Origin of the sequence: Nocardia lijiangensis NBRC 108240, assembly GCF_001613045.1 — a bacterium.
GTDB classification, from domain to species: domain Bacteria; phylum Actinomycetota; class Actinomycetes; order Mycobacteriales; family Mycobacteriaceae; genus Nocardia; species Nocardia lijiangensis.
Genome location: NZ_BDBP01000164.1, coordinates 1 through 8689, shown reverse-complemented (window position 1 = coordinate 8689; position 8689 = coordinate 1). Strand labels below are relative to the sequence as shown.

Annotated in this window: 8 protein-coding genes and 1 pseudogene; 1 reads left to right on the top strand and 8 read right to left on the bottom strand. The window is 69.0% G+C overall.

Translation table 11 applies throughout. The annotated features are described in order from the left end of the window. Positions 1–274 (top strand): annotated as a pseudogene (locus NL1_RS38410) (TetR/AcrR family transcriptional regulator); the annotation flags it as partial. A gap of 261 nt (positions 275–535) precedes the next feature. Here the strand turns inward: NL1_RS38410 and NL1_RS38835 are convergent. From NL1_RS38835 to NL1_RS34840, 8 genes are all read right to left on the bottom strand, one after another. Continuing rightward, positions 536–1345 (bottom strand): hypothetical protein, encoded by an 810-nt coding sequence (locus NL1_RS38835; protein WP_067848945.1) that lies wholly within the window; start codon positions 1343–1345, stop codon positions 536–538. Between the two features lie 235 nt (positions 1346–1580). Continuing rightward, a complete protein-coding gene (locus NL1_RS34870) occupies positions 1581–2537 on the bottom strand; it encodes an MlaD family protein (RefSeq protein WP_067848942.1) in 957 nt (318 codons plus the stop codon). Further along, entirely contained in the window at positions 2534–3622 is a 1089-nt protein-coding gene (locus NL1_RS34865; protein ID WP_084511399.1) for an MlaD family protein, read from the bottom strand. The genes NL1_RS34870 and NL1_RS34865 overlap by 4 nt, the downstream gene beginning before the upstream one ends. Then, the gene (locus NL1_RS34860; protein ID WP_067848948.1) at positions 3619–4722 is read right to left on the bottom strand and encodes an MlaD family protein; all 1104 of its coding nucleotides are present in this window, start codon (positions 4720–4722) and stop codon (positions 3619–3621) included. The genes NL1_RS34865 and NL1_RS34860 overlap by 4 nt, the downstream gene beginning before the upstream one ends. Then, a complete protein-coding gene (locus tag NL1_RS34855) occupies positions 4722–5768 on the bottom strand; it encodes an MlaD family protein (protein WP_067848939.1) in 1047 nt (348 codons plus the stop codon). Before NL1_RS34855 ends, NL1_RS34860 begins: the two co-directional genes overlap by 1 nt. After that, positions 5756–6760 (bottom strand): MlaD family protein, encoded by a 1005-nt coding sequence (locus NL1_RS34850; RefSeq protein WP_067848936.1) that lies wholly within the window; start codon positions 6758–6760, stop codon positions 5756–5758. The genes NL1_RS34855 and NL1_RS34850 overlap by 13 nt, the downstream gene beginning before the upstream one ends. Further along, positions 6757–7791 carry an MlaD family protein gene (locus NL1_RS34845; protein ID WP_067848928.1) on the bottom strand — a complete coding sequence of 345 codons (1035 nt, stop codon included), beginning with the start codon at positions 7789–7791 and terminating at the stop codon, positions 6757–6759. The genes NL1_RS34850 and NL1_RS34845 overlap by 4 nt, the downstream gene beginning before the upstream one ends. 3 nt (positions 7792–7794) lie before the next feature. Next, positions 7795–8661 (bottom strand): MlaE family ABC transporter permease, encoded by an 867-nt coding sequence (locus tag NL1_RS34840; protein ID WP_067848925.1) that lies wholly within the window; start codon positions 8659–8661, stop codon positions 7795–7797. Positions 8662–8689 lie beyond the last annotated feature (28 nt).

Sequence of the window (8689 nt, the reverse complement as noted above, 5' to 3'; positions counted from 1 at the left end):
CGCGATCCTCGCCGCGCTCGACGCGGTTCGCGCCGACCGCGTCGCGGTCGCCTTCCTCAACGGCGCCGCCCCGTCGGAGGTCGAGCGTTTTCTGGCTGGCAACCCGCGGCTCGCGCAGGCCGCCTCATCGCTCACCGGCACCGGAGACGACCCCGCCGCCGGACAGTGGATCGTCCGGGTCGTTCTGTCGCTGTTGTTCTGGCCCGCAGGCGATTCCGCCGCAGAGCTGGCCTTGGTCGATCGATTCGTGGTGCCGGTCTTCGCCACCGCGTAGTCGACGACCACACCACGCTCAGCGCTACGAGACCGACGGCAACACACCACCGACGACCACACCACGCGCCGCGCTACAAGGCTGACGGCAACGCACTGCCAACGACCACACCACGCTCGCCGCCACGAGACCGACGGCAACGCACTACCGACGGCCACACCACCCGCGGCGCTACAAGGCCGACGGCAACGCACCACCGACTGCCACACCGCGCGCGCCGCCACGAGACCGACGGCCGCGCACTGCCGACAGCGCTCTCGCTCACTCACTCGCGGGCGGTGGGGGCGCCACCGGCGGGATCGGCAAGGGGAACAACTGCGGCACGATTGGGGGCGCGGGCACGATCGGCGGCGCAGGAGCGGCGGGTGCGACCGGCGGCCCAGGAGCCGCGGGGGCGACCGGCGGCGCGGGAAGTTCGGGCACGATCGGCGGCGCAGGGGGTCCGGGCACGACCGGCGCCCCGGGGACGACGATCGGCGGCACCGGTCCGCCCACACCCAGCTGCGGAGGCACGCAGATCCACCGGCCGTCCGGGGACAGGCCCCACTGGGCGGTGATGCCGTCGTGCGAACAGTCGTCGCCGACCTGGTGCTCTTCGCGGGCCTGCTCCTGCGGCAGGCAGACCCACTCGCCCTCCGGGGTGCGGCCCCACTGCGCGGTGATCCCGTCGTGCGAACAGTCGTCGCCGACGCGGTGCGGCTCGTTGCCCTGCCCCACCGGCACGCACATCCACTGGCCCTCGCGCAGATCCCACTGCGCGGTGATGCCGCCCGCCGAGCAGTCTTCGCCGATCCGGCGCGCGGGCACGGGCGGCGGCACCAGCGTCGCGGAGGTCGACGGACGGACCGTCGTCGCCATCGGCGTGGTGCGTGCGGTGGGACTGGCCGTCGGTTCGATGGTCGACACAGGCGTCGGCCCGCCGCCCGATTCCTCGTTCGACCGCAACACGAGTCCGATCGCCACCACCACCGCCAGGGTCGCGGCGATGGCCGCCGCGATCACGAGAACGCGAGTGTTGTTCGCCCCTTCGTCATCGCCATAGGGCGCAGGGCCGCCGCCGGACTCCACCATCGCACCGCCTTCGCTGCCGAACAGAGAACACCGTCACGAGTAGTCGATCTTCCCGGGGAGGTTACCCGAAGGTCGCTGACACGAAGACCAACCACCCGGCCACCGTGTTCCCGCTGCTCGACCACCCCCCAACACACCGATGCACCGGTTGCTTCGCAGACGCTCCGCACGCTTCGCAGGGGTCACACCCGCTGCGAAGCGTGTGAAAGGTGTGCGAGGACCCTTGTGGGACGGGTTATTTGATGGCGACGCGGACTTGGATCGCGTCGTCGTCGGTGCTGTGCAGAGCTTGGCCGATCAAGGTGCTCAGGTCGAGCTGGGGTGCGGCGGAGACGGCGGCGTCGGTGAGCGGCCGCAGGCCCGGGATGAGGGCCTGTAGTTCGGGGCCCGCCTCGCGCAGCCAGGCGGTGAGCTTTTCGAGGAACGGCACGACGCCGTCGCCCTCGAGGTACATCTCCGGGCTGCCCTGCGCGGTGACCAGACGGCCGACGGCCTCCACGAGTTCGTCGAGGGCCCGACCGAACTTCACCAGGCCGGGTGCGCCCGCGGCGGTGGCGGGGCCCGCCCATTCGATGTCGGCGGCGGCGAGCTGGAAACTGTCCAGCAGCTCGGCGATCTTCGGCGCCCTGGTCATGATGGTCGAGGCGAGCAGGTCACCGGATCTGGCGAGCTCCGGCATCACCGATTCGGTGCCGGTGACGGATTTGCTCATGGTCTCCACCAGCGAGCCGACCACCGCGGGGTCGAGCTGGTTCATGGTCTTGGTGACCATGCGCGCCACCTCGGCGATGGACAGCGGCGTCCGGACGTCCTCGGTGTCCAGGCGCTGGCCGTCGCGCAGGTAGGGTCCGCCGTCGGCCCTCGGAACGAACTGCACGTACGGCTCGCCCAGCGCGGACAAGTGCTCGATGGTGACGACGCTGGCCGTGGGCACCTTGTGGTCGGCGTCGACGCGGAAGCCGACCTCGACGCCTGCCGCGGTGCTGTCCACCGAGGTGACGTCGCCGATCTCGATGCCGGTCAACAGGATCGGCGAGCCGACGCCGAGCCCGCCGGAGTTCTTCAGCACCATGGTGGCGTGGGTGTAGCCGGCGAACGGATCGAACCGCACCACACCGAAGGTGAGGTAGGCCGCGCCCAGGATCATGATGGCGGCGATGCCGCCGAGCGAGGCCAGCGAACCGATCTTCATCGGACAGCTCCGATCATGCGCAGGGTCTGAACGATCCGGTCGACCTGCTCCTGCTCCGAGACCGGCGCGGCGTCCGCCCGCACGCCGGTGACGTTCACCTTCGGGCCGCGCTCGACGAACGGAATGATCTTGTCGCGCACCAGCGCGACCAGCATGGCCAGGTTCGAGGGGTTGCGCAGGTCGAGCGGTCCGCCGGTGGCCAGCGGCACGAACGCCATGGCCGCCGCGTCGCCGGACTGCACCAGCGGGGCGAGCCACCCCAGCGACTGACCGACCGGGCCGAGCTCGCCGAAGATCTTCGTCACGCCGTCGATGGACTGCGTGGCGGCGCCGAGGCGGTCCACCGACGCCGCGCTGAGGATATTGTCCAGCTCCGGCTGAACCTTGTGCAGCACTTCGGCGTTGTTGCCGAGGCCGTAGAGTAGCTTGTCCACCTGATCGAGGTTGGCGGCCAGATCGGCGGCGTCCGCGCCCATCACGCCCGCGATCCGCGCGGTCTCCTTCGGGTCCTGCGGCAGCACGGCATTGAACCGGTTGACGATGTCCTGCAGCTGGCCGACCGCGCCGCCCTGCACGAAGAAGGCCATCGCGGCCATCGTGTCCTCCAGTTGCACAGGAGGTTTGGTGTGATCCAGGTCGATGGTGCCGTCCGGACCGAGCAGCGAGCCGAAACCGTCCGGCGGGGTGGTCAGCGCGATGTGGATATCGCCGAGCACCGTGTTCTGACGCAGCTCCGCGATCGTATTCGACGGCAGCTGTACCGATGTCGCGATCTCGGTCTCCACCACGACGTACCCGCCGCGCCCCTGCGGCGCCTCGGCAGCGGGCACCACGGTGACCTTCTCGACCGCGCCGACCTGCGCGCCATTGGCGATGACCTTCGCGCGGGCGGGCAGATTCAGCACGTTCGCGAACTGGATCTGCACGCGGTAGGTCGCCCCCGAGACCGATGTGCCGGGCACCGGCACCGCGGACGGGTCGAAGGCGCAGCCGCCGAGCGCGACCGAGGCCGCCAGCGCGAGCGCGATCCCGGTGCGCCGCAAAGGCTTCGGCCGCCGCGTACGCCGAGTCGGCTGTGTGCTCATCGGGCTCCCGCCAATCCCAGCACCAGCTGGACCAATTCCACGTTCACCATGCCGTTCTCGACGCCAGCACACCGGCCCGGCGACATCATGTTCACGGCGGTGCACACCTGCTCGGCGTTCTGCTGCGGGATCGCCACCTTCGGCGGGGCGTAAGTCAGGCTCGCCGCACCGGTCTCCGGGTCGGCGACGCTGCGCAGCGCGGAGGCGAACACCGGTGTGGTGAGCACGATCTCGCGCAGCGAGCCGACGTTGGCGCGCAGCAGCTTCAGCATCGGCACCGCGCGGTCGAGCAGGCTGAGGATCTGGTCGCCGAACGAGTTCGTGATGTCGTTCAGCATCGGCAGCACCTCGGCGAGACCGTCGAACAGCTGCGCGCCAGGGATCAGCAGGTCGTCGCTGGCTTGGTTCAGCACCGGTCCGACGCGCACCAGCATGGACTGCAGATCACCCCAGTACTGGTTGACCTTCTGCGAGACCGAGGCGAACGCATCGAAAATGCCCGCGAGGTGGCCGATATCGGCGTCCGGCGATTTCAGCGCCGAACCGAGCTTGCGGATCAGCTCGTTGATCTGCGGCCCGGCGCCCGCCGTGGCCCGATCCAGCGCCGTGAGCCCGTTGGCCAGCGAATTCGGCTGGGACGGATCGGGTCCGACGATCTGGTCGGAGAGTTGCGCGAGCGCAGTGAGGGTCTCGGTGAGGCTCTTCGGCGTCAGCGTCTTGGTGATGCACTGGGAGCTGTTCCAGCGCTCCAGGTTCGTGCCGCTGGCCAGTACCGCGAGTTCCCGGTCGGCGACGACGGTGTCGGACACCGTGGTGGCCGAGGCGTCGGCGTACACCGGATGGTCGGCGTCGACCTCGAAATCGACCCGCACGGTCGCGCCCTGGTTGCGTACCGAGGTGACACTGCCGACCGTGATGCCGCGCATGGTCACCTGGTTGCCCTCATACAGACCGACGCTGTCGGGCATGATCGCGCAATAGGATTCGGTCTTCCGCAGCGGATCGAAGGCCACGAAGTAACCGGCCACCCCGAGCAGCGCGATGACCGCGACCCCCGCGATCGACATGAACGCCTGGGTGCCGAGCAGCTTCTTCAGCATCAGCACTCCTTCCCCGGCACCGGCACGCACACCGACGACAGATCCAGCCCCGAGGGCGCGGGCACGGTCTGACCCGAGCGGTCCAGAACGACGCCCTCCTCGGGGATCACCAGCGACCGCAGACGCTCGCTCAGCTGCTGGGTGCTCGCGATCATCGGCTCGAGCTTGCCGCCCATCTCCTCCAGCCGCGGCAGCGCGTCGGCCAGCTGCTGCGCCCTCGGCTTCAGCGTGGACTCCCAAACGGGTGCGAGCGCGGCGAGCCGCTGCACCACGCTGTCGATCAAGGCGACGGACTCGCGCAGTTCCGCGCGCTTGTCGATGAGCACCGTCTCCAGCAGGTTGACGTTGTCCATCAGCCTGCCCAGATCGGTCTTCGCGCCGTCGTACATGGTGACGTATTCGTCCGCCACCGCAATGGCATGGGAGACCTGGGCGCGCTGACGGTCGATGGCGTCGATGTATCCGCCGACCGTGTCCAGGGTGGTGCGCAGCGTCTCCGGTGCGGAGGTGAGCGATTCGTCCAGTGCGGACAGGTTGCGCCGCAGCGTGTCGCCGTCCAATTCGTTCAGCGGCGTCGTGGCGTCCTGGAATGTCTGGATCAGGCTGTAGGGCAGGCGGACTCGATCCGCGGGGATCGGCTTGTCGCCGAGCGGCGCGCTTCCCGCGGGGAACAGCGCCACGTAGTGCCCGCCGACCACGGTGAGCATGCGGATGTCGAGGGAGGTCTGATCACCGAGGAACACATCGGATTTCACGGTGAACTTCATGACCACCCGATCCGGCCTCAGCTCCAGCGACTCCACCGAACCCACCGAAACACCGGCGAGGCGCACATCGTCGCCCGTCTTCACCGACTGTGCCTCGGACAGCTCGGCGATGTAGGTGGTCTTGCCGAACGGCACCACGTACAGCACGGCCGCGGCAAGCATGCCGAGCGCGACGAGCGCCACGCCGATGATGCCGAACCGAATCTCCCTGCGCCGCTTGGCCGCGTCGTCGAGGACCGGCCGGTCATCGCCGAACCAGCGGGAAATCACGCCTGGCATATCGCCACCTTCTGTCCGGCGACGAGGACGCGCACCGGCGCGGGCACCTCGGCGACGCCCTTGCTGCACTCCGGCTGCCAGCCAGCGACGGTGCGCGGCAGCGCGTTGTCCACCGACTGCAGCAGACCGGGCAGCCTGCCGAAGACCTCGACCGCCTGCTGCGGATCGGGGAACAGGCCGCGGATCATCGCGTCGATGTCCTGGCCGCTGTGCGGGTCCAGCCCGAGGGTGGCCAGCAGCCGGTCCAGCGGACCGAGCACCGCGGGCGCGGACATCGCGAAATCGGCGAGCCCGCCGATATTGGCCTGCAGCGACTGGAAGACGTCGCTGAGCCGGGCCAGCAACGGCACCAAGTAGTGCACCCGTCCGCCGACGCGATCGGCGATGTCGGACATGTTCTTCACCAGCTGACCGATCACCTGCTGGCGGTCGCCCACGTACCGGCTGAGCGTGCCGATGGCCTCCATGGCGGGGCCGATGCCGGTGCCGTCGCCCTCGATCACCGCGAGCATGCTCTCGGTGAACTGGTTGACCGCTTCGGGAGACAGCGTCGCGAGCACCGGCTTCAGACCGTTGAACAGGCTGGTCACATCGAACGAGGGCACCGTCATATCGGTGCCGATCAGCGCGTTGTCCGCAAGGCGCACACCGGGATTCGGTTGCTGCTGCAGATCGATGTACCGCTGACCCGTCAGGTTCTGGTACCGGATGGCCAGCGTGCTGTTGTCGTAGATCGGCGTGGCCGTCTTGACGGTGAGATGCACCTTGGCCTTCACCCCGTCCAGCGAGATCTTCTCGACCTTGCCCACCTGCACGCCGTACATGCGCACGTCGTCGCCGACCTTCAGCCCGTTCGCATCGGTGAACAGCGCGTCGTGCGCCTGGGTCTCACCGGACACCGGCCGCTTGATCGCGGTGAGCACCAGCGCGAGCACCACCGCGATCACCGCGGCGAACAGACCGAGGCGCCATGCCGCGCCGCGCACCGTCATCGGATACCTCCCTGGCCGAGCAGCGGCACCGCGATACCCGGCACACCCTGCAGGTCGACCTCCAGATTCAGCACCGGCCCGTCCGGCGTGTCCGGCATCGCCGCGCGCAAACGTTCCAGCAGCAGGCGCAATTCGGCCGCCGACTGCTGCGGCCGCGGCACCATCTGGGCGAGCACCTTCAGCACCGGGGCCAGCATGTCGGTGGCCTCGGCGAGCTGTCCGCCCGCGGTGCTCACCGTGGTGGCGAGGCCGGGCAGGATCTGCCCGGTGAGGGCGGCGACGCCGACGTCGTAGCGGTCCTTGTCGGTCTGCACGATCCGGATGTCGTGGATCTGGTCCAGGATCTGGATGGTCGCGCCCGCGAAGTCACCGCCGCCGTCGAAGGCCGGACCCAGCCTGCCGAGCAGTTCGGAGGCGGGCATGGTCTGGTTGTCGGCGATGGTGCGCGCCACCGTGATCAGCGCCTGCACCAGCGGCGTGAACGCCTTGAAGTCCGCGGAGACCTGCGCGATGACGGTCGCCAGCTGCGGGCTGAAGACCGACGCGCCCACCTGCGACAGGCTGCGCAGGATGCTGCCCATCGTCGCGTCGTAGACGCCGACGGCGCGCGGGCCGGTCAGGTCGATCTCGACGTCCTGGCGCAGCGGCGAACCGCCTGGCCCGCGCAGCAATTCGAGTTCGCTGATGCCGAACAGATTGGCGGGCGCATAGTCGACGAGCAGCGAGTCGTCGATGCCGTGCAGCCGGGAATCGTCCAGCCGCAAGGTGATGCGCTGGGTGCCACGCTCGGCGGGCGCGATCCGCGCCACCTCGCCGACCAGCACGCCGTCGAGGCGCACCTGGGTGCCCTCGCTGACGCCGTCGCCGATCTGCTCGGTGTGCAGTGCGATGCGCAGACCGTCTTCCGAGCGCAGGTTGCGGTAGAACGTGGTGGTCAGCGCGACCACCGCGATCAGCGCGACGATCACCAAACCGACAGTGCGCGAACGTTTCTTGTCCGCGGCGACGCCGGGCAAACCGTATTCAGGCAATGTTCACCCCGTGAAGCTGATCGCCGTGTTGAAACCCCACAGCACGATGGACAGCACCATGTCGATGGCGATGATCGCCACGAAACTGGTGCGTACCGCACGGCCCGACGCGATGCCGACGCCCTCGGGGCCGCCCTTCGCGAAGAAGCCGTAATAGCTGTGCACGAGAATCACCACGGTGCCGAAGATGGCGACCTTGATCACCGCGGCGATCACGTCGAATCCGGACACGAACTGGAAGAAGTAGTGGTCGTAGACGCCCGCGGACTGGCCGTGCACCAGTGTGATGAGGCCCCGGCAGGCGAGATAGGACAGGATCAGCGCGATCAGGAAGGTCGGCACGATGGCCAGCGCGCCCGCGATCACCCGGGTGGTCACCACGAACGGCACCGACCGCAGACCCAGCGATTCGATCGCGTCGATCTCCTCGGAGATGCGCATCGAGCCGATCTCGGCGGTGATGCGGCAGCCCGCTTGCGCGGCGAAGCCGACGGCGGCCGCGATCGGGGCCAGTTCGCGAGTCGTCGCGTAGGCCGACACGATGCCGGTGACCGGACCCATGCCGAGCATGTCGAGGGTGGCGAAGGATTCGACGCCGACCGAGGCGCCCATCACCAGGCCGAGCACGATCATCATCGGCACCGTGCCGCCGCCGACCACGATGGAGCCGCGGCCCCACGTCATGTTCGTGATGGCGCGCATGGTCTCCGCGCGGTAGCGCTGCAGCGTCAGCGGAATCGCCGAGAGCACCTGCCAGACGAACACCGCGACGAAGCCGAACGAATCGATCGCCCGCACGACGCGGCTGCCACGCCGGAAGTAGCGCGCGACGGGAGCGAATCCCTTCGGGACGTAGGAGGAGACGGCCATTACGCCAACCTCGTGGGGAGGAACATCG

Bases quoted from the DNA above. Each gene is read 5' to 3' on its own strand.
- NL1_RS38835 (WP_067848945.1), bottom strand. From the start codon at position 1,345: ATGGTGGAGTCCGGCGGCGGCCCTGCGCCCTATGGCGATGACGAAGGG.
- NL1_RS34855 (WP_067848939.1), bottom strand. From the start codon at position 5,768: ATGCCAGGCGTGATTTCCCGCTGGTTCGGCGATGACCGGCCGGTCCTC.
- NL1_RS34860 (WP_067848948.1), bottom strand. From the start codon at position 4,722: ATGCTGAAGAAGCTGCTCGGCACCCAGGCGTTCATGTCGATCGCGGGG.
- NL1_RS34840 (WP_067848925.1), bottom strand. From the start codon at position 8,661: ATGGCCGTCTCCTCCTACGTCCCGAAGGGATTCGCTCCCGTCGCGCGC.
- NL1_RS34865 (WP_084511399.1), bottom strand. From the start codon at position 3,622: ATGAGCACACAGCCGACTCGGCGTACGCGGCGGCCGAAGCCTTTGCGG.
- NL1_RS34870 (WP_067848942.1), bottom strand. From the start codon at position 2,537: ATGAAGATCGGTTCGCTGGCCTCGCTCGGCGGCATCGCCGCCATCATG.
- NL1_RS34850 (WP_067848936.1), bottom strand. From the start codon at position 6,760: ATGACGGTGCGCGGCGCGGCATGGCGCCTCGGTCTGTTCGCCGCGGTG.